General features: G+C 27.4%; 24 protein-coding genes, 1 pseudogene, 1 riboswitch and 1 other annotated feature. Of the genes and pseudogenes, 23 read left to right on the forward strand and 2 right to left on the reverse strand.

Translation table 4 applies throughout. The features are described 5' to 3' along the window. Positions 1-52: 52 nt before the first annotated feature. Together SMONO_RS01105 and SMONO_RS01110 are read left to right on the forward strand one after the other, a co-directional pair. Positions 53-853, forward strand: a complete 801-nt coding sequence (locus SMONO_RS01105; RefSeq protein WP_101780504.1) for a diacylglycerol kinase catalytic domain-containing protein — start codon at positions 53-55, stop codon at positions 851-853. Beyond that, positions 853-1,212, forward strand: coding sequence for a hypothetical protein (locus SMONO_RS01110; protein WP_101780505.1), 360 nt, complete (start codon positions 853-855; stop codon positions 1,210-1,212). Before SMONO_RS01105 ends, SMONO_RS01110 begins: the two co-directional genes overlap by 1 nt. Positions 1,213-1,221: 9 nt before the next feature. Here the strand turns inward: SMONO_RS01110 and SMONO_RS01115 are convergent, their stop codons facing one another. Next, positions 1,222-1,524, reverse strand: a complete 303-nt coding sequence (locus SMONO_RS01115; RefSeq protein WP_101780506.1) for a rhodanese-like domain-containing protein — start codon at positions 1,522-1,524, stop codon at positions 1,222-1,224. A gap of 183 nt (positions 1,525-1,707) precedes the next feature. Between SMONO_RS01115 and SMONO_RS01120 the strand changes: the two genes are divergently transcribed. The 21 genes and pseudogenes from SMONO_RS01120 (at position 1,708) to SMONO_RS01220 (ending at position 23,331) form a co-directional block, all read left to right on the forward strand. Continuing rightward, entirely contained in the window at positions 1,708-3,423 is a 1,716-nt protein-coding gene (locus tag SMONO_RS01120; protein WP_101780507.1) for a ribonuclease J, read from the forward strand. Positions 3,424-3,513: 90 nt separating this feature from the next. Next, positions 3,514-6,453, forward strand: coding sequence for a DNA translocase FtsK (locus SMONO_RS01125; protein WP_158637881.1), 2,940 nt, complete (start codon positions 3,514-3,516; stop codon positions 6,451-6,453). Between the two features lie 62 nt (positions 6,454-6,515). Beyond that, positions 6,516-8,282, forward strand: coding sequence for an excinuclease ABC subunit UvrC (gene uvrC, locus SMONO_RS01130; protein WP_101780509.1), 1,767 nt, complete (start codon positions 6,516-6,518; stop codon positions 8,280-8,282). A 65-nt stretch (positions 8,283-8,347) separates the two neighbouring features. Further along, a complete protein-coding gene (gene greA / locus SMONO_RS01135; RefSeq protein WP_101780510.1) occupies positions 8,348-8,821 on the forward strand; it encodes a transcription elongation factor GreA in 474 nt (157 codons plus the stop codon). A gap of 46 nt (positions 8,822-8,867) precedes the next feature. Then, the gene (gene rsmI / locus SMONO_RS01140; protein WP_101780511.1) at positions 8,868-9,746 is read left to right on the forward strand and encodes a 16S rRNA (cytidine(1402)-2'-O)-methyltransferase; all 879 of its coding nucleotides are present in this window, start codon (positions 8,868-8,870) and stop codon (positions 9,744-9,746) included. Positions 9,747-9,796: 50 nt separating this feature from the next. Continuing rightward, entirely contained in the window at positions 9,797-10,081 is a 285-nt protein-coding gene (locus SMONO_RS01145) for a hypothetical protein (RefSeq protein WP_101780512.1), read from the forward strand. A 78-nt stretch (positions 10,082-10,159) separates the two neighbouring features. Further along, positions 10,160-10,238, forward strand: a sequence feature (ribosomal protein L21 leader region). A 7-nt stretch (positions 10,239-10,245) separates the two neighbouring features. Next, positions 10,246-10,542, forward strand: a pseudogene (gene rplU / locus SMONO_RS01150) (50S ribosomal protein L21); the annotation flags it as partial. 111 nt (positions 10,543-10,653) lie between these two features. Continuing rightward, the gene (locus SMONO_RS01155; protein ID WP_101780514.1) at positions 10,654-10,965 is read left to right on the forward strand and encodes a ribosomal-processing cysteine protease Prp; all 312 of its coding nucleotides are present in this window, start codon (positions 10,654-10,656) and stop codon (positions 10,963-10,965) included. A gap of 1 nt (position 10,966) precedes the next feature. Continuing rightward, positions 10,967-11,257 (forward strand): 50S ribosomal protein L27, encoded by a 291-nt coding sequence (gene rpmA / locus SMONO_RS01160; protein ID WP_101780515.1) that lies wholly within the window; start codon positions 10,967-10,969, stop codon positions 11,255-11,257. Positions 11,258-11,310: 53 nt separating this feature from the next. Continuing rightward, a complete protein-coding gene (locus SMONO_RS01165) occupies positions 11,311-12,165 on the forward strand; it encodes a J domain-containing protein (protein ID WP_101780516.1) in 855 nt (284 codons plus the stop codon). 10 nt (positions 12,166-12,175) lie between these two features. Continuing rightward, complete coding sequence (locus SMONO_RS01170) at positions 12,176-13,528, forward strand: Sapep family Mn(2+)-dependent dipeptidase (protein WP_101780517.1); 1,353 nt, start codon at positions 12,176-12,178, stop codon at positions 13,526-13,528. Continuing rightward, positions 13,528-14,217: an MBL fold metallo-hydrolase gene (locus SMONO_RS01175; RefSeq protein ID WP_101780518.1), complete on the forward strand. Its 690-nt coding sequence runs from the start codon at positions 13,528-13,530 to the stop codon at positions 14,215-14,217. Before SMONO_RS01170 ends, SMONO_RS01175 begins: the two co-directional genes overlap by 1 nt. Before the next feature lie 202 nt (positions 14,218-14,419). Next, entirely contained in the window at positions 14,420-15,259 is an 840-nt protein-coding gene (rpsB, locus tag SMONO_RS01180; RefSeq protein ID WP_101780519.1) for a 30S ribosomal protein S2, read from the forward strand. Positions 15,260-15,270: 11 nt separating this feature from the next. Then, on the forward strand, positions 15,271-16,146 hold the full coding sequence (tsf, locus tag SMONO_RS01185; protein WP_101780520.1) for a translation elongation factor Ts: 876 nt from the start codon (positions 15,271-15,273) through the stop codon (positions 16,144-16,146). Positions 16,147-16,148: 2 nt separating this feature from the next. Next, a complete protein-coding gene (locus tag SMONO_RS01190) occupies positions 16,149-16,847 on the forward strand; it encodes a hypothetical protein (RefSeq protein ID WP_101780521.1) in 699 nt (232 codons plus the stop codon). A 54-nt stretch (positions 16,848-16,901) separates the two neighbouring features. Then, a riboswitch (TPP riboswitch) is annotated at positions 16,902-16,998 on the forward strand. Between the two features lie 22 nt (positions 16,999-17,020). Then, positions 17,021-17,956: an energy-coupled thiamine transporter ThiT gene (locus SMONO_RS01195; protein WP_101780522.1), complete on the forward strand. Its 936-nt coding sequence runs from the start codon at positions 17,021-17,023 to the stop codon at positions 17,954-17,956. A gap of 65 nt (positions 17,957-18,021) precedes the next feature. Further along, entirely contained in the window at positions 18,022-18,735 is a 714-nt protein-coding gene (gene pyrH / locus SMONO_RS01200; RefSeq protein ID WP_101780523.1) for a UMP kinase, read from the forward strand. A gap of 24 nt (positions 18,736-18,759) precedes the next feature. Further along, positions 18,760-19,308: a ribosome recycling factor gene (gene frr / locus SMONO_RS01205; RefSeq protein WP_101780524.1), complete on the forward strand. Its 549-nt coding sequence runs from the start codon at positions 18,760-18,762 to the stop codon at positions 19,306-19,308. A 107-nt stretch (positions 19,309-19,415) separates the two neighbouring features. Then, positions 19,416-20,954 (forward strand): hypothetical protein, encoded by a 1,539-nt coding sequence (locus tag SMONO_RS01210; protein ID WP_101780525.1) that lies wholly within the window; start codon positions 19,416-19,418, stop codon positions 20,952-20,954. A gap of 165 nt (positions 20,955-21,119) precedes the next feature. Continuing rightward, positions 21,120-22,511, forward strand: a complete 1,392-nt coding sequence (locus SMONO_RS01215) for a hypothetical protein (RefSeq protein WP_158637882.1) — start codon at positions 21,120-21,122, stop codon at positions 22,509-22,511. After that, positions 22,504-23,331 (forward strand): aldose epimerase family protein, encoded by an 828-nt coding sequence (locus SMONO_RS01220; RefSeq protein ID WP_101780527.1) that lies wholly within the window; start codon positions 22,504-22,506, stop codon positions 23,329-23,331. Before SMONO_RS01215 ends, SMONO_RS01220 begins: the two co-directional genes overlap by 8 nt. Before the next feature lie 8 nt (positions 23,332-23,339). On the opposite strand, the gene ispG is transcribed toward SMONO_RS01220, so the two are convergent. Continuing rightward, on the reverse strand, positions 23,340-24,413 hold the full coding sequence (gene ispG / locus SMONO_RS01225; protein ID WP_101780528.1) for a flavodoxin-dependent (E)-4-hydroxy-3-methylbut-2-enyl-diphosphate synthase: 1,074 nt from the start codon (positions 24,411-24,413) through the stop codon (positions 23,340-23,342). Positions 24,414-24,512 lie beyond the last annotated feature (99 nt).

Below are 24,512 nucleotides of genomic sequence, written 5' to 3' on the forward strand. Positions count from 1 at the left end.
ATATTTTTCTTTTAAAAATAAGTAAAATTAATTATAGTTTAGAGGTGAAATAATGTTTTCTTTTAGCATTATAAAAAATGATTATAAAAGTACAGAAGAAGTAGTCTCTAATTTGAGAGAAAAACTTGAATTAAGAGGATGAGTATATAATGAAATAGATCCTAATTATGTTTTCATATTTGGTGGTGATGGTACTTTTTTAAAAGCTGTTTCAATATATAAAGAAAAGATAAAAGATATTGAATTTGTTCCATTTAAAAGTGGTGGAATAGGTTTCTATACAAATAAAAATAGAGTTGAAAACATAGATGATACAATAGAATCGATTGAAAATAAAAGTTATAAATTAAATGAATTTGAACTTTTGGAAGTTAAAACAAAAAGCAAAAATTTGGTTGTTGCAAATGAAATTAAAATATTAAATGAAAAAAATCCTTTATATGTAGAAATATATATAAATGATGAATTTCTAGAAAAATTCCACGGTACAGGAATAGTTATATCAACTTCCAATGGAAGTAGTGGGTATATGAAATCAGCAGGTGGAGCTGTTATTCTTGCCAAAGATAGCAAAGTATTTCAGATGCAAGAATTAGTGCCTGTAAGTACTAATAAATTTAGAACTTTGAATGCTCCACTTATCTTGAATGATAAACACGTTATTAAGTTCAAGTTTGAGGAGAATTCAAATGAGATGATGGTGATTGACACTGTTCAATATCCTGTTGATGAATTAGAACTTGAAATCAAACCATCAAAAACAACTATCAAAGCGGTTGCCGATCATCAATCTGCAACTAAAATTGAAATATTGAGAGATATTTTTATTAAAGATAAGGATATTATTGAATAATGAACTCAATAATATATATAGTTTTAGGGATAGCTTTCACAATATGTTTTATATCATTGTTTACCTATTTTTCAATTAGTAAAATGATTAAATCAAAAAAAGAAAAGTTTGGATTAGAATCGTTTGAAAGATCAGATACAATATATGACAAGATATTAGTTGAACTTGGAACTATTGAAAATATAGATTTTTTAAATGATCAAAAGATTAATGTGCTCTCAGACAAACTTGTAAATATTGAAAATTTAAAAAAAATGAAAATAAAAGTTCAAATAGAAGGTAAGGAATTAACTCTTTCTTCAAAAGAATTTGTAATAAAGTTATTTTTGAAAAGACTAAAAGATGAAATAAAAAAATAAGATAATTCATTATCTTATTTTTTTATTGTAATTATAAATACCACCATCTAAAGTTCTTGCATTATAACCAAGTTCGCTTAAAAATCTAGCAACTTGACCACTCCTGTTGCCTGCGTTACAAACTGTTACTATTGGTTTGTTTTGAGGGTTATACTCATCTAAATACTTTTTAAAATCATCTAAAAACTGATCTATATGTATATTAATGGCTCAATCAAAATGTGGCAATGTTTTGAATTCTGTTCTCGTTCTAACATCTAATGTAAATAAATTTTCTTTATTTTGAGCATATTCTTCAACTGAAATTAACATTAAATGACACCTTCTTTCAAATTAATTTTAATACTTTATATAAGAAATAAAACAAGATTTTTCAATCAAAATAACTTTACTTTACCTATAAATAACTTATAATTAAAGAGTATTTAATTCTGGTTGACGTTTTAAAAAATAAACTAAACAAATAATAAAAACTAAAGAAATGGAGAAACAAATATGGCAGATATTAAATTTATGGCCCTTGGTGGTCAAGACGAAAGAGGAAAAAATATTTTTGTTATTAGTGTTAATGATGATTTGTATATTTTTGATGCTGGTATAAAATTTCCAGAAAGAAGTGTTTTAGGAATAGATGTAATTATTCCTAACTTTGAATTTTTAAAAGCAAATGCTAAAAAAATTAAAGGTATTTTTTTATCAAACCCAAGCTCAAATAACTCAGGAGCTATAAGTTATATTTTGAGAGAAATAGATGTACCAGTTTATTGTAATGAACTTACAACAACTATTTTAAAATATAGAAATATGAAATATAGAATTAAAAATAGAGAGAATAACTTCAAAATAATAAATGATAAAGATATTGTTTCATTTGGTGATGTTAAAATCGAAGCTTTTAGAACAACTGCAGCCTTCCCAGAATCATTTGGATTTGCAATGCATACTGAAGATGGTGTAATTGTTTACGCTGGAGATTACATTATTGACGGAAATGAACAATCATATTTTTCAACAGACATGAACCATTTAAATGAAATTGCTAAAAAAGGAGTATTAGCTTTGATTAGTGATGCTGAATACGCTTCGAGAATTGGATATACTGTTCCAAACCACAGAATCGATAAATTTATAGCAGCTCCAATGAAGGACAAAAAGAGACGTTTAATCTTAGGTATGTTTGAAGAAGATGTCTTTAAACTATTCGAAATTATTAAACAAGCCAAAGCAAATGATAGAAAAATTGCTGTTTATGGAAAAACTATAACAAAGGTTGTTGAATCAAAAGTTATTCAAGAAAGTTTACAAATATCAGAGAAAGATATTATAAGCATTGAAGAATTTACAAAATCAGAAGATGGTATTTTAATGTTAACTGGAGCAGGAGATTTGCTATATACTAGACTTGCAAAGATTGCTGCAGGTAATGATGATAAAGTAGAATTTACTGAAAACGACACAATTATATTAGCCACCCCTCCAGCAGCAGGTGTTGAAAAAAGACATGCTGAAATTTTGGATGAATTAGCAAGAACTAATGCTAAATTAGTTTCTTTAAGTGATAAGAACATTTGATCAATGAGAGCAAGTTATGAAGATATTAAATTAATGACTAGAATCATGAGACCAAAATCATTTATACCAATCAAAGGATTATATAAAGATTTCTTATCTGCTGAAAGAGCTGCAATTGAAGCTGGAGTAGAAAAGAAAAATATTCAATTAATTAATAATGGACAAATTTTAAAAATAGCAGAAGAGGGTAAATTGATTATTGCTTCTGATTCTATTAAAACAGCAGATGTTTATGTTGATGGAATTGGTGTTGGTGATATCGGAGCTGTTGTTTTAAATGAAAGAAAACAACTTGCAACTGATGGGGCTGTAATTATTGGTGCAAATGTAAATAACAAAACAAAGGATTTAATATCATTGATTGATATTCAAATGCGTGGAGTTATCTACATTACTGAAGAAAATCCAATATTTAAATTAATGCAAAAGCAAATAGTTGATATATTAGATAAATACAAAAATGAATCTAAAACAAACCCAAGTGCATATGATTTAAATGCTATTAAAAAAGAGATTGTTTCAAGAATTAGAACAACACTAAAACAAGAAACGGGTAAACAACCAATTGTATTGGTAATAATAAATGAACTAGATGGATCATTCTTTGAACCAAGACAAAATAGAACAAAAAACTCATAATTTAGTTATGGGTTTTTTGTTAATTGATTAAAAAAAATCTCTAAAATATATTAAAATCATATGGTAAGGGCAACAAACGAAGGTGGAATCATGAATAATTTTAATGGGCTAAACAATGAAAATGATAACGATCGCACAAAAGCCTTTACTATACAAAAGAAGCAAAGAAAATCAGATTCTGTTTCTTGAATAGTAGGGGCGCTATTATTATTCTTCTTAAATTTAATGTCATTAGGAAGAATTACAATCATCGGACAATTTATAGACGATGTAATTTTTAATTTACCATTTGGTTGATTTAAGTACTTTTTATATTTGTTATTCTTTATGATTGATTTTGCAATATACTTTGGAATTAAATTTAAACCTAAGAAAAGATTTTTAGCTATGGTTATTTTAACTTGAATAGTTTTATGCTGAATAATATCTTCAATATTATTCATTGTTGCATTTCATACAAAAACAGAATCATTTCAAATAGAAAAAATATGATCAACTTCTATACTTAAAGATTCTGTTGGTTCATATATTTCTAATTGAAAGGCAAACTCTATGTTTGAAAAGAATAGTGGAAGTATTTGAATAGCTGACCCATCAACTTACTTCACTTTTTGATCTGGTGGAGGATTAATTGGTACTGTTCTTGCTGGGATTGGTGCATACACTTCAATTTACTTTGGGTTAATCATTGCTCTGTCATTTTTTATAATAGATATGGTTTGAATTTTTACAGGAGATCCCTTCTATTTCTTAAAACCTAAAGGAAAACGAAGAGGTAAAAGATTAAGAATTCTTTCTTTGAAAAGTTTTGCCTATTCAAATACGAATCAAAATTATAAATCTAAAAAACCCAAAAGAACTAAAAGCATTTTCAACTTGATTAACGTTGAAGATGAAGATACTTTTGATGAAAGAATGATTATTTCTTCTGTTAAAGAATCAGACTTTACAATAGAATTACCAAGTTTCAATAGGCATAACGAAAGAAATATATATGAAGAAGTACACACTGATTTCTATAATGATGACTTTGCTAATATAAACTTGGAAGACTATAATCCAAATCAAAACTATAAAGATGAATTTATCATTAAACCTGTTCAAAGCATGAATAGAGTGGTTGATTTTAATTTAGATAAAATTAGAGAAGAAGCAAAAATGCGCGCCGAATCTTCAATAAAAGAAGAACCGATTTATTCTCCTAATTATGATGAAGAATATGATTATAATTTGCCACTTCCATCAGAATCAAAATATGGTCAAGTTTCTACAGAACAAGCCAGAGAAAGATTGGCTAAAGAAACAAACATTACACCATTTGGTGCAAATGGTAAAACTCAAGAACTTTTAAATTCAAGAATTAAAAAAGATTCTAAAAAAGAAGTTGCTCCTGAAGGTCAAATAACTTTAGACTACTTTATAAATGAAACTAAAAAGGAAAAAGAAGAAGCTAAAAAAGCAATGGAGGATTACAGTGACTACACTTCTCCAATGCAAGAAAATCTAGCAAGAAATATATTATTCCCATCTTCAGGTTACCAAGCGAGAAATAATTACAACCATACAATGGAAGTAAATACTAAAAAGGCTGTTGAAAAAGAACAATATGTAAATGACCTATATGAATTACCATCAGCTAACATATTAAAGGATCAAGAAGTTAATCAACAATATCAAGAAGAAGTTAAAGCTGCTGCAAATAAAAAGGCAGAAATAATCAATGAGACATTTAGACAATTTGGTGTTAAAGCAAGTGTTACAAACATGAGTATTGGACCAACTGTTGTTAAATTTGAAGTTCAACCTGAACCAGGAACAAAAGTTAATAGTGTAACTTCACTTGAAAATGATTTAAAATTGGCTTTAGCGAGCCAAAACGTAAGAATTGAATCTCCAATTCCAGGTAAAGCAGCTGTTGGTATTGAAATACCAAATGATAAACCAGAAATTGTTCCTATGAAATCTGTTCTTAATGGAGCTCCTCCTTTAAAAATGGGAAATAAATTATTTATGGCAATTGGTAAAACTGTAACGGGTGAGAACTTGTTTGCGGAATTAGATAAAATGCCTCATTTGCTTGTTGCAGGATCAACAGGTAGTGGTAAATCAGTTATGATAAATGGAATTATTTCATCTATTTTAATGAGGGCAAAACCACATGAAGTAAAATTTTTGATGATAGACCCTAAAAAAGTTGAATTATCAGTTTATTCTTCAATTCCTCATTTATTAGCTCCAGTCATAAGTGATATGAATATTGCAAATAATGCATTAAAAAAAGTTATAAACGAAATGGAAAGAAGATACGCTTTATTTACAACTCATGGAGTTAAAAATATAGCAGACTTTAATAAGAGGCAAGAAAATTCTTCCACTAGACTTCCTTACTATGTAGTTATTATTGATGAACTTGCAGATTTAATGATGACTTCTAATAAGAAAGATGTTGAAGACTCAATTATGAGATTGACTCAATTGGCTCGTGCATCTGGAATCCATTTAATTGTTGCAACACAAAGACCATCAACAGATGTTATTACTGGTGTTATTAAATCAAATATTCCTGTAAGAATTGCATTTTCTGTAACTTCTGCAATTGACTCAAGAACAATTCTTGATGCAAGTGGTGCTGAAAAATTAATTGGTAAAGGAGATTTATTATATACTCCTCCAGGAAGTTCGAGTTTAATTAGAGCGCAAGGTGCTTATATTAGTGATGAAGAGATTGAAAATTTAGTAAGACATTGCTCAAGTCAACAACAACAAATATTTGAAGCAGAGTTTATGAAACAAGATGAAGATAATCGTTCTATTGAATCAGGTGCAAGTTCAGATCCTTTATTTGAAGAAATAAAAGAATTTATAATTAAAACAAAGGGAGCTTCAACAAGTTCAATTCAAAGAAGATTTAATGTAGGTTATAACAGGGCTGCTAGAATAATTGATGAATTTGAAATGCTAGGTTTCATTGGGCCACAAAACGGTTCAAAACCAAGAGAAGTTTATATTACAAATGAAGACATTGAATAAAATCAGCAAAAATAAATGCTGATTTTTTTTAAGACTATATAATAATACTGAGGTGAGATTTTATGGAAAACATAGTTAAAAATTTACCAGAAAAACCTGGATGTTACTTATATAAAAATAAAGACAATAAAATTATCTATGTTGGTAAAGCTAAAAATCTCAAAAAAAGAGTTTCAAGTTATTTTAATAAAGCTCATAACTTTAAAACAACACAACTTGTCAGAGATATTGTTGATATTGAAACGATAGTTACAGATAACGAAAAAGAATCTCTAATATTAGAGCAAAACTTAATTAAAAAGTATAGACCAAGATATAATATTGTGTTAAATGATGATAAAAAGTATCCTTATATTGCAATAACAAAAGAAAAAGACCCTGTCTATGTTTATACAAGAAATTTTGATAATAAAAATCAAATATCTTTTGGACCATTACCAGATGGCACAAGCGCAAGAAATATATTAAAAACATTAGAGAGAATTTATCCCTTAAGAAGATGTAAAGGTAACTTAGGTAAACCTTGTATTCATTTTCATATAGATCAATGTTCGGGTGCTTGTTTTCGAGAAGTTGACCCAAAATTCTATGATGACCAAATTAATAATGTTAAGAATTTTTTCAATAGAACAAATGAAGACTTCAAAAATAAGTTGGAAGAGAAGATGTTTATAGCATCTGACAATCTTCAATTTGAGGAAGCTCAAAGAATAAAAGACATTATAAGTCATCTAAACTTTTCTGTGACCGAGCAATTTGTAGACTTTAACGATAATCTGAACAGAGATGTATTTAACTTTTTTGAAACAGAAGAATATATTGCATATGTTGTTTTATTCTATAGGAGTGGAAAACTTATATTAAAAGATCAAATTATAGTAAAAAATAAGTCTCAAGATCCAAAAGCTTTGTTTGAAAATTTTATTATGCAAATATATGCAAAGAACATGCTTCCTGATTTTATTGTTATTCCTAAAGAATTAGAAAATACAAGTTTGAAACTTTTATTTAAAGACAAAATAACTTATGGGAATGACGAAGGAAATTTAAAGGTTCTAGAACTGGCAAAAAATAATGCAAAAGAATTTATTAGACAAGAAGAAATGTATAAAAGTCAAAAATCAATTAGTAAGGAAGAATTACTAGATAAGTTACAAAAAACTCTTAAGCTTCCAAAATATCCATATCATATTGAAATGTTTGACGTAGCAAATATATTGGATGAATTTGTAACTGGAGCAATGGTTGTGTTTAAGGGTGGTCAACCTAGCTTTAATGATTTTAGAAAATACAATATCATAATAGATGAAAAAGGTGATTTTCAAAGAATGCAAAACATGATATATAGAAGATATCAAAAAGATTTAAATCAAGAAATTAATTTACCGGACTTGATTATTATGGATGGGGGTAAAATTCAAGTGCATGCTGCAAAATCACAATTAGAATTATTAGATTTGGATATACCAATTATTGGTTTAGTAAAAAATGATAAGCATAAAACAGAGTATATATTAGACACTAATGAACAAGAAATTAGATTAGATAAAAGTTCTGAAGAGTTTAAATTTTTAGAATTGGTACAAAATAGAGTTCATAACTATGCAATATCAAGTTTTAGAAAAAAACAAGCAAAATCATTTTCTAAAGATGATCTTTCTTCAATAAAAGGAATTGGAGAGAAAATGATAATAAAAATAAATCATTCATATCCTTCTAGAAATGACTTTTATAACGCTAGCCATGAGGAAATTAAAAAAATAGTAAAGAAAGATGAAATAGTTCTTGCAATCAAAGAGTTGAAAAACAAATTAGAAATCAAAAAATAGAATAATATACTTATTTTTCAATCAAAAAAATGTATAATATTTTAGTTAAATAAAAGGGGATTAATATGACAGATAAAGATATTATTTTAACAGCTGAAGGGCTACAAGAATTAAAAGATGAATTAGCACATTTGATAAATAACATTCGTCCGCAAGTTATTCAAGAACTTGTTGAGGCTCGTGCACAAGGTGATCTATCAGAAAATGCTGATTATGATGCAGCAAGAAACAGACAAGCAGAAGTTGAAGCTAGAATTAAAGAAGTTGAAGCAATGCTTTCTAAAGCAAAAATTATTGAGGACACTAACTCAAAAAACAAAGAAGTAAAAATTGGAAGCCAAGTTACATTTACAAGTCAAAAAACTAAAAAAGACATGAGTGTAAAAATTGTTGGTGCTATTGAAGCTGACCCATTTGAAAACAAAATCTCAAACGAATCACCATTAGCAAAAGCTATGATGGGAAAAGTTGTTGGAGATTCAGTTGAAGTTAGAGAACTTAAAGAACCTTACAAAATAACAATTAAAGAAATTAAATAATTTGACCTAATAAATCTATTAGGTTTTTTTATACAAGGAGTAAACTATGCTAAAAATACAAAGCACATTTAAAAATGAGTTACCTACAATTTATTTAGTTGGAACCCCGATAGGGAACCTTGATGATATATCAAAAAGAGCTATAGAAGTTTTTGAAAAAGCAGATGTCGTATATTGTGAAGATACTAGAGTTAGTTTCAAATTATTTGAAAAACTTAATTTAAGCAAAAAACTAAAAACTTTACACAAGTTTAATGAATACTCTATAAGCGAAAGTTTTATAGAAGATATAAATAAATATAGCAATATTGCTGTTATAAGTGATGCTGGAGTTCCTTGTATAAGTGATCCTGGAGCAATTGTTATAAAACAAGTTTTAGAATCAGATGTTGAAGTTAATATAACTTCAGTAAATTGCGGTCCTGCATATGTACATGCTATAGCGGCATCAGGTTTTGTTTCTAGAAGAAATCTTTTTTTAGGGTTTTTAGATAAAAAAAATATTGAAAAAGATATCAAAAAAGTTATAGACAAACAAAAAAATGAAGAAGTTATAATATCTTTTTATGAATCTGTACATAGAATTCAAGCTACTATAAATCAACTTTCATTAATTTTAAATGAAGATACAAAAGTTGTTATTGCAAGAGAATTAACTAAAATAAACGAAGAATATCTAAGAGGTACTGTTAAAGAGGTGAGTGATTATATAAACTCTAATCTTTTAACTCTAAAAGGAGAGTTCTGTGTAGTTATTGATTCTTGGTTTGAATCAAATAACGGCTCTGAAATTGATATGGATAAAATAATATCTGAAGTTGAAAAACTAATTAAAGAAAATATAAGCAAAAAAGATGCTATAAAAACTATATCTAAAAAATATAATGTAAACAAAAATGACTTAACAAAATATTTTTATAAATAATTACTTTTTTAATATTTAAAGCGATATAAATATTGGGAGGTTTTCATATTATGGAAAAACTAAATTTAAATCAAAAAAGAGAAATTGTTGGTGGTAAAGGCATTACTGGTGCGCTATTGAGTGGAATTGGTTCGATTGCAAAAGGCGCAGCTGATTTTTTAACTAATACAGTTGGGGCTATATCAACAACTGTATTTACTGCTATGTCATTGAATAAAGTTGACAAGTTAGAATCAAAAATTGGTAATTCTACTTTTAAAACAGATAATACAACTTCTAATAAAATTAATTTAGAAGCTGATTATAAAACTCCAAATGTTGTTAGTTTATTCTAAGGTCTTATTGACCTTTTTTATTAAAAAAATACAAAAAACTAATATTTTTATATTAATTTAGTATAAAATTATTTAGGTTGCTAGTTTCAACCGCACTTTGTATGTAAGAAAGTAGTTTGAAAAATAACTCACATGCAAGGCGAGTCTAGACTGGAGGAATAAAGATGTTCGCAATTATAAAAACAGGTGGAAAACAAATAAAAGTTTCAAAAGATGATGAAATCTACGTAGAAAAATTAGAAGTTGAAGAAGGTAAAAAAGTTACTTTTAATGAAGTTCTAATGATCGATGGAACAGTAGGGTCGCCTTTAATCAAGGGGGCAACAGTTACAGGAACTGTTGTTAAACAAGGTAAAGGTAAAAAACTTAGAGTTGTTAGATATCACCCAAAGAAAAACGTTAATAAAGTTTATGGTCACAGACAACCATATACAAAAGTTAAAATTGATGCAATTTCATTAGGTGGATCAAAAACAACAACAGATTCAGCTGAAACAAAAACTACTGCAACAGCACCTAAAACAGCTGCTGCACCAAAAACTACTACAGAACCAAAAACTGAGGAATAGTAAATGGTAAAAGCTAAGATTGTTGAAAAATACAATAAAGTAAATTCATTTGTAATAAAAGGACACGCAAATAGTGGTGAATATGGTCATGATCTTGTGTGTGCAGCTATTACAGGGATAGTGGGCGGAGCATTAAATGCATTTGATATTAAATTTAATGAAAATGTAAACATTAATGTTACTGAAAATGAAATAAAAATTGAAGTTATCAAAGAAGATGAATTACTAGATTCTTTAATTAATTTTATGATTATTCAGTTAGAAACTATTCAGGTGCAATATCCAAAGAATTTTAAAATAGAAAGGATGATTTAATATGCGTTTCTTATTAGGATTACAATATTTTGCTTCTAAAAAGGGAGTTGGGTCAACTAAAAACGGGCGTGACTCAGAATCAAAACGTTTAGGAGCTAAAAAAGCAGATGGACAATTTGCTAATGCGGGTTCAATTATTTTCAGACAAAGAGGAACAAAAATCCATCCAGGTGCAAATGTTGGACGTGGTGGAGATGATACACTATTTGCTTTAGTATCAGGTATAGTGAAATACCAAAGATTTGGTAAAAACAGAACTAGAGCTGTAGTTATTCCACAAGAATCTAAATAATAATACAAAAGGCTCGTTTTTCGTGCCTTTTTTTAGTGAGAAGAGGATTAAAATTGTTACTAATATTAAGTTTAGGGTTAACTTTTATTATTCTTATATTTATAATATTTTACTTATTAAAAATATTTAAGAATAAAAACAATAAAAGTGATAATAAAAATATAAAAAAGGATTTAGAGGATTTCAAAAAAGTATATCAAAATCAATCAAACAAGAAAGTTAGAATTGAAGATGTTGGTGTTGTTGAAACATTCAATAGATTTCCATTTTTGAGTGAATTTAATGAAGTTTTTAAAAAATTTCCAAGTGAAACTTTGATTAATTCTTTAAAACATACTCAAAAAAGTTTTTACGAGTATTGAGCCAATAAAGAGTTTGATTTCTTTGTTATTTTTGAAAAACTCTCAAAAGAAAAATTAGTTATTTTTGGATCTGAGAGTTTAATAAAGATTTACAATGAATTTTGTATAAGCATATTCAATTTATATAAAGAAACTTTTATAAATTCTGTAATACCAGCAACAATTTCTAAATTTGAAAATGAAGTTTATAAGTTAATGAATCCAGAATTTTTAAATGATTTTGTGGATTCAAAATTTCTTGAGTTTTGTGAGGGTATTGATAATATAATATCAACAATAGAAAAAGAAATGTATCTTGGTAAAAACGGTCGTCAAAAAACAGAACAACAAAATTTTGATGATAGAGAAAAAGAAGAAAAGTTAAGCAAAGCATATAGGGTGTTGGAAGTATCGCCATTGGAAACTGATGATAAAATTAGAAAATCTTATTTAAGATTAGCAAAAATTTATCACCCAGATAAAAATGATAAAGATTATGCAAAACAAAAGATGTCAGAAATTAATGATGCTTATGACACTGTTGTTAATGATAGAAAGAAAAATTAGGTAAAAATAAATGAATGTAGAAAAAGAAATCTTGCTTGGTCAATATTTTGATCAAGCTTTAGAAGAAACAAAAAAAATAGTAGCAATCCCTTCATATAGAAGAGATTTGACTTATGGAGCACCAGTTCATGAAGATACAAAAAAAGTTCTTGATCATTGTGTTGAACTTTTAAATACATTTGGATTTAAAACTTTTATAGCACCAGATTATAGATATGGATATGCGGATTACGGTGATGGTGATAAATTATTTGGAATTATTTGTCACTTGGATGTGGTTCCTGCTGGAAATATTGATGAATGGGAAACAAATCCTTTTGAACCAATTATTAAAGATGGTAAATTAATTGGAAGAGGAACTTTTGATGATAAAGGTCCAACAATGATGAATATATTTGCTTTTAAATATTTAATTGATAATGGTTTTGAACCAGATTATAAAATTCGCTTCATATTTGGTACAAGTGAAGAAACAAATTGAGAGTGTATGGAAGCTTATGTTAAAAATGAGCAATTATGTGATTTGGGATATGTCCCTGATGGTCATTTTCCTGTTGTATATGCAGAAAAATGAATTGCAGATGTTGATTTAATTGGCAATTTTGATTCAGAGTTCGAATTGAGCGGTGGAGAAGTATACAATGCTGTAAATGACATTGTTAAATATAAAGGGCCAAAACAAAATGAAATAGCATCTTGATTAAAAGAAAATTCAATTGAATCTTATGAGAGCGATGGATACCTTTTTGTAAAAGGGGTTTCAGCTCATGGTAGTTTGCCATTTAAAGGAGTTTCAGCTTCTACTTGATTGTTAAAAGCAATCCATGAAAATGGTATATATCACCCTTTAAGTAGTTTTGTTTCAGAATATGCTCATTTAAATTTTGATATGAAAGAAATTTTTGGAGATTTATCTGATGAAACAGGTGATTTAACTGCATGTAATGGTATTGTGAGTGTTTCAAAAACAGATTACAGATTCACAATAAACTTTAGAATTCCTTGTACAAAAGACCCTAAAAAAGATGTTGTTGAGGTTTTGGAAAAATTTGTAAATGAAAAAGGACTTAAAATGAAATTATCTTCAATAGAAGATAGGGTTTATTTTCCTAAAGACAGTGATGTTGTTAAAAACATTATGGAAGTTTATAAAGAAGTCACTGGTGATTTAAAAGCAGAACCAATTGCAATTGGTGGAGGGACTTTTGCTAAATCTATGCCAAACATGATTGCGTTTGGGGCAGAATTTGATTTAAATGACTCTACAATGCATGCTTATAATGAATATGTAAAAATTGATGACTTGAAAAAAATGATGGAAATTTATGCAAAATCTTTAGTGAAATTAACTAAATTTAAATAGTGAAAAAAGAACTTAAAACATTCAAATACGCTTCTATGAATGAAGCTAATTCATACTTGTTAATTAATAAAGAAAATAAAAAGGCAATTCTTATTGATGGTGGTTACCAACAAGAGACAATATTAGCTTATTTAATAAACTACAACTTGGAATTAACAGACATACTTATAACGCATTTTCATCACGATCATACTGTTGGTTTAGATAAACTGGCAATTAAAACAAAAGCGATTATACATATACATGAAAAAGATTATCCATTTTTATTGGACAAAAGAATTAATGGGAGTCAATATGGACACAATATTAATTTTGAAGACGGTTCAATAAAGTATGATTTATTTAATGATTTAAAAGAAATTGTACTAAATAATTTTGAAATACAAATAATACCAAAAGGTGGTCATTCAAAAGGAACTACTTTTTATCAAGTAGATAAAGAACATTTGTTTATTGGAGATACATTATTCATTAATGGATTTGGATATCACAAAAAAATGTTTCAAAATAGTGAACACCCTTTAAAATTAATGTTTGAGTTAACTTGTGATGATAAAATATTCTTTGAGTCAATAAAATCTATTGGTAAAGAATATTTTAATTATAAGCTTTATCCAGGGCATTGAGAATCTGGATTTAAATTGGTAGATATCACAAAACAAGAAGATCATCCTTATAATAAACTTTAAAATAATGCTTCAAGCATTATTTTTTTGTTTAAAAGAGTAGTTAAAAAATGTTATACTATACTTGTTTGTATATTTATTTTGGGTATGCAATCACATTTGGGAATTTTAACTCCCAGTGCTCGTTAACTTTAATTAAAACGAGTGGAGTTATTTAGAACCATAATGGAAGACTAACGAATCAAACTTGAAAGGAGCCTTAAACATGGCAAAAGATTTAACAAGAGAACAGTTATGAGATGCTGGAGCTCAATTTGGACACCAAACTAAACGTTGAAATCCAAAAATGAAACCATATATTTATGGTGCAAAAAACAAAAATCACATCATTGATTTACAACAAACTATCTGAAGATTAGAGGATGTTAAAAAATATGTTACTACAATTGGACAAAAAAAAGAAAAAATTATTTTTGTAGGAACAAAAAGAAGTGCTAAAAATGCAGTTAAAGAAGCTGCATTAAGAAGTGGAAACTTCTTTGTAAACTCAAGATGATTAGGTGGAACTTTAACAAATATGAAAACTATTTCATTAAGAATTAAAGCTCTATGAGATATTGAAAATGAAGAAAAAACTGGAAAAATTAATTTAAGACCTAAAAAAGAGCAAATTCTAATTAAAAAAGAAAAAGCTAAATTAGAAAAAACTTTAGGTGGAATTAAACAAATGCATAAATTACCTGCAGCAATGTTCGTAGTTGATCCAAAAACTGATGAAATCGCAGTTAAAGAAGCAAGAAAATTAAGAATTCCAGTTATCGCTATTTGTGATACAAATGTTGATCCAGATATGGTAGACTTTGTAATCCCTGCAAACGATGACATTCAAGAATCAGTAAATATTATCACTAACTTTATAGTTGATGTTTATGCTGATGCTGCTGGAATCAAAATGCAACCAAGTAATTTAAAAGTTGTTGCACAGAAAAAAGAAGACAGAGAATACAATGGTGAAAGAAGAAATTACACACCAAGAAACAATGATTCACACGGTGAAAAACCAGCATACAAAAAACCTGCAGTTAAAAAAGAAGAAACAAAATAGGAGAGATCAAAATGGCAGTTACACCACAATTAATTAAAGAATTAAGAGAAATGACTTCTGCTGGAATGATGGACTGTAAAAAAGCTCTAGAAGCTACAGACGGAAACATCGAAGAAGCAGTAGTTTGATTAAGAGAAAATGGTTTAGCAAAAGCAGCTAAAAAAGCTGACAGAGTAGCAGCTGAAGGAGTTTCATTTGCTAAAGCTAACGATAAAAGAGCGATTGTTTTTGAAGTTAACTCAGAAACTGACTTTGTTTCAAAAAATGATAAATTTATGTCATTGATTGAAAACATAGGAAATGCTTTATTGGAATCAAGCGCTTTAACTTTAGAAGAAGCATTGGAAGTTAAATTATCTTCAGGACAAACTATCAAAGAAGCTTGTGTTGAAGCAACAGCAACAATTGGAGAAAAAATTGAGTTAAGAAGAATTGCTGCAGTTGAAGGTGGAAAAGTATCAATTTATAACCACGCAAACAAAAGAATTTCAGTATTATTAGGATTCGAAGGAAACATTAATGACGAAGATGCATACAATGTTTGTATGCACGTGGCAGCTATGGCTCCAAAATACTTGACAGAATCAGATGTTCCTCAAGAATTTAAAGATAATGAAATGCACATTATCAAAGAAACAACAGACCTAACAGGTAAACCTGAAAATGTTGCTGAAGGTATTTTAAAAGGTAAGTTAAACAAAAAACTTGCTGAAGTTACTTTATTAGCACAAGGGTTTGTTATGGACGAAAAACAAACTGTTGGTAAATTCATTGAATCAAAAGGCGCTACTTTAACTAAGATGTTTAGATTTGAAGTTGGAGAAGGTATTGAAAAAGTTACTACAGATTTTGCAGCAGAAGTTGCAGCACAATTGGCAGGTAATTAATTATGAATTTAACATTAGCTTCATTGAGCAATAATAACTTGATGTTGTTATCAATAATATTATTATTGGTGATACCTCTTGCTTCTATATCTGCTTGATATCTGACAATTAAATTTAAGAAAAATAAGTCAGAAATTAAATTTGTAAATACACCAGTTTTAGCAACTATGTTGACATTGCAAATTACATCAATAATTACTGCAATATTGTCATTACTATTTTATTTGGGTTTCATAATTGAAATACCTGCAAATGAAGAATTAGCATTGACAATGATGATAGTATTCATTGTATTATCTGTAGTATTATCTGCAGCATGATTCTCAATGGTTATTTTCTTTTCAAATCAAATATGATTTTATATTGATAAAGAAGAAGGAAAATTAGTAACTTTAGGGGAAAACATAAAGTTATCAAAAATAACAAAAATTATTGAAGATGAATCAAAAAGTGCTGTTTATATAAACTATTTAGAGGGTAAAAGAACACTTAAAAAGCTTAAATTTAGTAAAACCACAACAATTGGTATGTATTTTTTAGAAAATGCATCAGCAACTGGTTTTAAAGTTGAAAATGGTAATGAAATAAACTACTTTAAAGAAGAAGTTGCAAAAATTAGAGCGACAGCTTTGAATGTTTCTAAACCTGAAGATAAAAAACAAGAAGCTAAAAAAGAAAAACAAGAAAATGAAGATAAATAATTTTTAAAACACATTTTAAATGTGTTTTTCTTTTATTTAAATATAAAATTATATTGAAAAAGGCAGAGGTAGTTTGAAATTCAAACTTGAGAAATACTCTTAGAACCTGATCTAGTTAATACTAGCGTAGGAAGTCCTTTAAAGACAGTTCTGCTTTTTTCATGGAGGATTTCATGAAAAATAAATTATTTAAAATTACAATAACATTAACAATTTTAAGATTAATACTATTTTTAACTTTAACAATTTGTTCTATAATAGCTGTTTCTAATGCCATTAAAATTAATGGTGAATTAGTTCTAAGTAAGATAATTACAATAAGTATCTGTTTTGTTTTGGTATATTTAATATTTTTGACTATGAATATATCTCTTCTAATAAATTATGTCTATGGCGGCATAAAGAATAATAAAATAATGATTTCTTTATCAATTCTTACAATTAATATAGAAATGCTTGTAGCAACCATTAAAGAAAGTGAAATTAGATTTAAAATTAAAAAAATTCAAAAATTAACAATATTTGATTTAACTGCAATCTCAATTTTACTATGTTTATACTTTGTAATTTCATATGTCACAACTTTTATACCAACAACACAATTCTTTTATATTGAATTAACGTTTAAATATATACCATTATTTTTTGGTGCCTTTATTCTAACTAAAACTTCAAGTTTTATACTTTGTTTTATGGCAGCGAGTCTCACTATTCTTCTTCCTGGAGTATTTTTCTCTTTTTGACAGTTCTTTTTCGATTATTGATTAACAGCATTTTGCATATTTATTTCATCATTTTTTGCCCCTAATATAAAAGCTAAAAACTGATTTATTAAAATGGCCATTTGGTTTTCATTTATAACAATACCTATGATAATAATTTACTTTTCAAGAGTAACTTCAGGTGTTATTTTTTGATTGAATCCAAACAAACATGAACAATGACCACAATTTGAGTGATCAAATACAGTTGGTTATTCATTTATATATAACTCAGTAAATACAATTTTTGATTATGCTATGTTGATGATATGTATACCTTTAACTTGTGAATCGCTTTGAGTTATTAAAGAAAGATACTTCATAAATAAAGAAATACCAACAGAATAAAATAATTTACCCATATCTTTCCAAAAAATATGGGTTTTTGTTATAATCAATCTAGCGAGGTAGATATGGCATTAAAATATAAAAGAGTTTTATTGAAAATATCAGGTGAAGCACTTAAGGGTAGCGGAGATATTTATGATAAAGATAAATTAGATGAAGTTGCAAAGCAAGTTATTGAATTAACAGAGCAAGGATTACAAATTGGAATTGTTATTGGTGGAGGTAATATTTGAAGAGGTAAGTTGGCAGATACTCTGGAATTATTCAGAATTGAAGCTGATTACATGGGAATGCTTGCAACAATTATGAATGCATTAGCATTTGAAGCAACATTAAGAAAATTGGGATTTGATAAAGTTAAAGTGTATTCATCTTTAGAAATCAAAACAGTTACAAGTTCATATAATTATAGAAATGCAAGAGAAAAACTTGATGAAGGTTATGTAACAATATTTGCTGGAGGAACTGGATATAGTTACTTTACAACAGATACAGGAGCAAGTATAAGAGCTATTGAAATTAAAGCTGACGCTTTATTAATGGCAAAAAACGGAACAAAAGGAGTTTATGATTCAGATCCAAATACAAATTCTGAAGCAAAATTCTTAGAAAGTTTAACTCATAACGATCTAGTTGCGGGAAATCTGCAAGTTATGGATTCAACAGCAGCTGCTCTTTCAAGAGATGGTAAATTAAAAATAGTTGTATTTGACATGAATGGTCAAGACAACATAATCAAAATAGCTCACGGTGACTTAGAATGTACTGTGATTGATTAAAAAATTAAGAGAGGAAAAATAAAAATGGCACACGAAATTATTGAAATGACAGAATTAAGTATGGAAGAAACTATTGATAGTTTCAAAGATTATTTAGCAAAAGTTAGAACGGGTAGAGCAAATGCTAATATGTTGAACAGTGTTATGGTAGATTTCTATGGCACACTAACACCGATTAATCAAACATCACAAATTTCATCACCTGAACCACAGCAATTGGTTATTAAACCATATGATAGAAGTCAAATTGGAGCTATTATTGCTGGAATAAATAAAGCTGATTTGGGATTAAACCCATTAGCTGAAGCTGATTTGGTAAGAATTAATATACCCGCTTTAACAGAAGAGATTAGAAAAGATTTAGTTAAAAAAATATTAAAAGAACTTGAGGGGTTCAAAGTTAGAGTTAGAAATGCAAGAAGGGATGCTAATGATAAAATAAAAAAAGACGCAGCAACTCCTGAAGATGTTAAAAAGGACTTAGAAAACCAAGTACAAAAATTAACAGATAAATATGTTGAAATGTTAGATCGATTATCAAAAGAAAAAGAAAATGATTTAATGAAAATTTAATCAAAACTAGCTATGCTAGTTTTTTTGTTTTAGTTTTTAAAATAAAACTCTTAAAGTTGTAAAAGATTTTTTTATATATATACTAAATATTAGAGAGGTATAACTTTATGGGCTTTAATATGGGGATGGTTGTTTCATACAATCAACAAAATTATGTAATAGTAGAAATTATAGAAAAAGAAGTAACTGAGGGAATAATCAAGTTTTTAAAAATTAAAAACTTGATTAACCAAGAAATTTTAACAGTTGATTCTAGCAAAGTTTCTCAAATTGAATTAAGAAAAAAAGAAGATAGACAAATTGAAGAATTTGAAAATCAAGTTACTGATACAAGTTATATAGAGTCTTTATTTTCAGGTGTTGGGGCAACAGAATCTGAAGATTTAAGTTTATTTGATTTATCTGGAGAAAATACTTTTACTTTAGATGACATAATCTTAGATGAATACAAAAATAATGATGATCTTGAACTTCAATTAGACCTTGAACCATTTGATAAGGTTGAAAATGAAAATACAAAAGGATTGGTTCAAAATTTCCAAATTCCTGAAACTAAAGTTCATCTAACACCAAGAAGAGCAGCTTCTTTTGAAAACATTCCTCCAATAAGCGAAACTTTTAGTGATTTGCAATTGATTGGAGAAATACCTACTCAAACAACTGAGTTTATTCCAACAAGAGTTCAAAATGAACAGAAGGTTCAAACTCAGTTTGTTCAAGAGGAAAAAAGTAATTTTGATGAATCAAAAACTAATGAAGTGTTTATTAAAATGGGTGAAGAAAATGAAGATATTGTAAGAGTTGAAAAAACTACTGCTTCAGATTTATTTAATCAAATTAATGCAAATGTTGTGGAAAAGAGAATGTTTGAAGAAAAGAATGTTCTTGTTAATGAAAATCTTCAAGAAGACTTTACTGAAACTTTAGATAAGGAATATGTTGAAAAAGAAGTTACTTTACAAAAACCTCAAAAAGACATAACAGGAACTTTAGATGAAAAGCACTTTGACACTTTGGAAACAGGTCCTTTGAATACAAAAAGGCTTTTTGAAAACTTTAATAGGCAACAAAAAATTCAAGACAATTTGAATGATGAATTAAGTAAAAATAGTGAAAATACAAATACTTTATTTGGTGTAAGTGGTGGATTTAATCATGATGCATTGAAAAACTCAAGAATTTACAAAAAATTTAGAGTTATGAGTGGATGATTGATCACTTTATTGGTGTTTATGCTAATTACACCTTTAATTGGTATGTTTGCAAAAGCGGCTATCATGTGAGTTAATGAAGAAGAAATTACATTAGCATCAATTTTTGCATTTAGTTTAACTAAAATTGTAGATATTGCTATTATTGGATCTTCTTTATTGATGGGTCTTATATTTATTGTTTACACAGTTTGTTATTTAGTTTCAATAAGTGATAAACAGTATAAAAAAATTGCATTCTATAATTTTCAACTAGAAAATAGAGTAGAAATTATAGATTCAATTCAAGAATATAATAATGAATCAAGTGTTTACTTGATAAAAGTTCATAACGAAATTAAAAAAATGAAAAAGGATATTAAAAAATTAAATCAAGAAAGAATAACGCCATCTGTAAACAATACAAATGAAAGTACTCGTAAGATTTCACACTAAAAGGTCATTTAAATGACCTTTTATTTTTTATTTGTAATAAAATATATGTTGAGGTGCAAAATGCAATTTTGAGATTTAAAAATATTATTTCCAATACTATTTATAGCATGTATTATTTCCATGATATTTTTGTGTTTAAAAGAAAAACTGCAAAAGACTTCTTATATGTGAGTTGCGCAAATAGTTTTATTTTGAATTGCTGCTGGTTACATAGGCGATCAATTAAAAAACCAAGTAAACGAGCTACAATCTACAAGTTTTATAGTAATGACGATTTTTTCAACATCATTATTTCTAGTTATATTAAAACCTCTTGCAACAATAGCAACAGGTTTGTTAAAAAATAGAAAAATATGGATACAAATAAGTAGTTGTATGATGATAATTTTAGCAATAATTTTAAGTATTACTAATTTACCTTTATGATTATTGATTATTGCAACATTAATGCTTTCTTTTTCATTGGCAAGCTCAACTTTATTTTACTTATTTTTAAATGAACAAAGTTTTTATAGAATTTATATTCTTCCAACGGTTTGAATTACATTTGTTTTTATGACATTTTCAACTGTTTTTGGAATATATTTAAGTAATTTAAATACTTTTGTTTCAAATAACAGTATTACTGCAAATGTTATTCTAACTGTTTTAATGGTAACCATGATTATAGTTGGTATTGTTTTGAGTTTATTTTCTAAGGAAAATAAGAATATGATACAAGTTTTTGATTCAGAGATACTTGAAAGTTTGCCGAAAAAAAATAAGACAGTATTTTTTGTTTTATACTTACTAGGTTTTTTACTTTGTTTGACTAGTGCAATGAATAATTCTTTAGTAATCAAAATGTATATAGCTTTAAATTTAAATGAATTTAATTTAAATAAAAATTCTATAGAACTATGATTAAGAATTAATAATTTTGCATATTTGCTACCAACAATCATAGCATCTGTAGTTAGTTATAAATTACTTAGAAAAGTATTTGAACAAAAGTATTTAATTTTTATAAATCTTTTTGTTTTATTCGCAGTATACACATCAATGGCGTTTATACAAAACCCATTTGTATTTATTTGTTTAAATATATTTGCAGGCATTTGCTTTAATCAAGTCATATACTCATTATTTTCTGTTTGTTTATTTTGAAACTATAGAGCAAAAAATAACCCAGTTACCGGATATTTTGGTAGTGCAATGGTATTTTCGTATCTTATTGTTGATATAACACAAAATGCAATGATAAGTTCAAGAACTGGGGTATTTAAATATTTTACTAATATAGATGACATTTTAAAACGTGAATCGAATGAATTAAAAAGTGCTTTAAACTTATTTGACAATGTTTCAACAATAATGATGTCAATAGCGTGTGTAATTATTTTAATAACAATTATTATATTCTATTTCATGAGTAACAAATTAATGGCGGATTATGCAAAATATAGAGTAGCAACTCAGAATTTAAAAGTATTAATTAAGAAAAGGGTTATTGCTAAAACTAAAACTAAAATTAATGTAGAGGTTGCAATTGATGAGGGTGTGAATGAATATGAATAAAATATTTAATGATGATATTGAAGTAGAATTTTCAATTAATCCTTTTGAAATAAATAGTATAAAAAAATCTGGAAATGAAATAATATATCAAAAAACCTCTGCTTGAAAAAAAACCTGACCAATATTATTTCCTGTTTGTGGAAATTTAAAAGAAAACCTAACTCATAATGGCTTGGATTTAAAAATCAAAAGACATGGTTTTTTTAAAGATATATCTAGATGAGAGATTGTTGATAAAAAGAATGAAAGAATTGTTTTAAATTATAAATCTGAAAAAGAGTTTTATGATTTATACCCTTTTAAATTTGAATTGGAAATAGAATTAAAACTATTAGAAGATGAATTTTTATTCACAATAAAAGTAATAAATTTAGAAAATGAAGTAATGTACTTTTCTTTGGGTCATCACCCAGGGTTTTTATTTAATGAAAACTCAAAGCTAAAACTTGAAAAAGAAGATCTTTTTACTGATAAATTTGAAGAGGGTTTGGTTTCTGATTTAGCAAAGGATATAAAAATAAAAGAGATTACTTTTTATGGCTTAGACTTTTATAATTCTAAATCTTATATGACTGATGAGTATAATTTAGGAAAAATTAAAGTTAATAATGGTAATGTGCAGTTTGATATTGTGGCAAAAGATTTTAAGGATCTTGTTATTTGAAGAGAGAGTAATGACTGTGACTTTATTTGTGTGGAAAATTGAAATGGAATTCCTGATGTCATATCTAATAATTCAAGAGAAATAAAAGATAAAAATAAAATTTTAAGTTTAAATATTGGGGAACAAAAAGAATTTTTATATAAAATTAAGTTTTAAAAAAGATGCTATTGCATTTTTTTTCATTCATCATAATATTCCATTATTAAATCTTTTAATTCTGGAACCAGCCTATCTTGTTCAACGGTCTTAAATATTTTACCTTTTTTAAAAATTATTCCACCTTTATTACCTCCGGCAATTCCAATGTCTGCCTGGCTAGCTTCTCCAGGACCGTTAACAACACAACCTAAGATAGCAACCTTTAAAGGAAATTGTAGTTCTTCTACAAATTCTTCAACTTCTTTAACAACTTCTCTTAGTGAAAACTCTAATCTACCACAAGTTGGGCAAGCAATAACTTCAACCATATTTTCAAATAAACCCATTGAGTTTAATAATCTCTTTGCAACTTTAATTTCTTCAACGGGATCTTCACTTAAACTTATTCTTATAGTGCTTCCTATTCCTTTGTGTAATAAATAACCTAATCCAAAACTGGATTTTATAGCTCCATTTAATAAACTACCAGCTTCTGTAATTCCAAGGTGAGCTGGATAATCTCAGTTTTCACTTGCCAGTTCATAAGCTTCTATAGCCATTAATGGGTCTGTTGCTTTTAAAGAATATATTATATTTTTAAAATCATACTTTTCTAAAATTTCAATGTGCTCTCTTAAAGATTCGACCATAGCTTTTGCTGTTCATCCATATTTTGCAACCATTTTTTTTGGAAGACTTCCTGAATTGACACCAATTCTTATTGGTATGTTTTTTTCTTTGCATTTTTCTACAACAGCAATTGTATTTTCTTCAATTCCAATATTTCCTGGATTAATTCTAATCTTTGCACAACCAGCATCTGCTGCTATTAATGCAAATTTATAATTAAAGTGTATATCTGCAACTATAGGAACTGGTGATTTTTCAACAATTTCCTTTAAGGCGTTTGCATCATCAATTCCCAAAACGGCAACTCGAACTATTTGACAACCCTCTTTATAAAGAGAATTTACTTGTTTTAAAGTTTCTTCAACATTGTGTGTTTTAGAAGTTGTCATAGATTGTATTACCACTTGGTTATTTCCACCAATTTGAATATCTTTTACCATCACTTTTCTAGTGTTTATTCTATTTATCATTAAATTCACCTTTAAAAGATTGTCTTTCCTCAAATATTATACACTTCTTTTAATTAAGAGTTTTTACAACTCAAAATCAAGGTATAAAAATTTTTTATG

Source organism: Spiroplasma monobiae MQ-1, assembly GCF_002865545.1.
Lineage (GTDB): Bacteria > Bacillota_I > Bacilli_A > Mycoplasmatales > Mycoplasmataceae > Spiroplasma_A > Spiroplasma_A monobiae.